At 73.6% G+C, this 1,470-nt stretch carries 2 protein-coding genes; one reads left to right on the plus strand and one right to left on the minus strand.

The genetic code is table 11. The features are described 5' to 3' along the window. The first annotated feature begins 442 nt into the window (after positions 1 to 442). Positions 443 to 832 carry a ribosomal protein L7/L12 gene (locus ACFQ87_RS46365; protein ID WP_380617072.1) on the plus strand — a complete coding sequence of 130 codons (390 nt, stop codon included), beginning with the start codon at positions 443 to 445 and terminating at the stop codon, positions 830 to 832. Between the two features lie 21 nt (positions 833 to 853). Here ACFQ87_RS46365 and ACFQ87_RS46370 read toward each other — a convergent pair whose 3' ends face one another. Then, complete coding sequence (locus tag ACFQ87_RS46370) at positions 854 to 1,054, minus strand: hypothetical protein (protein ID WP_380617073.1); 201 nt, start codon at positions 1,052 to 1,054, stop codon at positions 854 to 856. Positions 1,055 to 1,470: the final 416 nt, after the last annotated feature.

The following is a 1,470-nucleotide window of genomic DNA, read 5'->3' on the forward strand; positions in this document are numbered from 1 at the left end:
GCACGCCCACGCCACCCCACCCAGATGGGAAACGATCCGAACCGATCCCGCAACCCGTGGATCACACAGGATCGCTTAGCTGATCAGAGACGCTAAAAACGTCTCTCTCACGGGCCCTGCGCCCGTCGTCGCCGGGAGTGGCTCGGAGACGAAAAACCTGCGTGGAGCCGGTGTAAGACCAGGCGCAAGCCAGGCGGTCGGCTGCGAAGCGCGGACCGTAATCGCGTCCGAACGGCCGCGAACGGACCTTCCGGGCGGAAACGTCCGGATTGCCGAGATCTGCGTATGAACTTGGCAACGGTACGGGAGGAGGATACCGGCGGCCGGTGGCGGCAAGGGCGTCGATTCCTCTTCATCGGACGGGGGCGAAAACCCGTGGCCTGACGGCCCGGCAGGGCGGTTGACTGGAGCCGGGCACAGCGCCGAGCGATGAGGAGGAGCCGTGGAGGACCCGGAATTCGCCGTCGTGTTGACGGGCGCGGCCCCGCGCGACGCGGCGGCGCTCAAGGCGGTCCGCGCGGTGACCGGGCTGAGCCTGTGGCGCAGCGGGCAGCTGCTGGACAGCGCGCCGGCCGTCGTCCGGTCGCAGATCCCGTTCGGCGTCGCCGCCCCCGCGGCGCGGCTCCTGCGCCGGGCGGGTGTGCCGGCCGCCCTGCGGTGCGGCTGGTGCCGGCGCGCCCTGCCCGATGACACGCCGGTCGACCCCGGCCCCTGCGCGTCCGCGTCCTGGCCCACCGCGCACTGCCAGGCCAACTCGTTGACCAGCTGCGGCTGCGACTTCTGCGCCGTGTACGGACCGCTGCCCGGGCACGGCAGCCGGCCCGGCCCGTGAGGTCGTGCGCCGGGGCGTGGGTCAGTGGCGCAGGACGGCGGCGACGCGGTTGGCGTCGGTGGGGGTGCCGTCGGGGACGAAGGTGACCCGGGCGCCGGTGTCGAGGGTGCGTTCGATGACCTCGTCGACAATGCCCTCCCGGGCGCCGGTGCCCCCGGCCCCGGCGGGGACGAGGCGGTCGCCGTCGTCCCGGACGGTGGTGCGGTAGCGCTCCTCGACCACCGGGCGGGGTGATGCGGGCCTCGCCGGCGGCCCGCCAGACCTCGTCGAGGCCGGCGGCGAACTCCTGGCGGCCGCGGGCGCCATTGAGTCGGGCGAGGGTGTCGGTGAGCCTCGGTCCCCCCTCCCCGGTGGCACCCTTCGGTGGCGTCGTCGCGGAGATCGCAGTACATCCGCTCGGGCGTCGGCCCGTGCAGGGTGACGGGGCCGGCGCCCCCCGGGGAGGGGGACGCTCTGCGATGGGGGGTCGCCCGCCGCCATATGCTTGTCATATTTTCTGGGGCGCGTGGGGGCGTGGGTGGACTTCCGGTTGTTGGGCTCGGTGGCCGTGGTGGCCGCGGATGGGCGGGAGCTCGCTGTCGGGTCGGTGAAGCGCCGGAGTCTGCTGGCGATGCTGGTGCTGAACCCGGGTGCGCCGG

Origin of the sequence: Kitasatospora sp. NPDC056531 (assembly GCF_042794375.1) — a bacterium.
Classification (GTDB): domain Bacteria; phylum Actinomycetota; class Actinomycetes; order Streptomycetales; family Streptomycetaceae; genus Kitasatospora.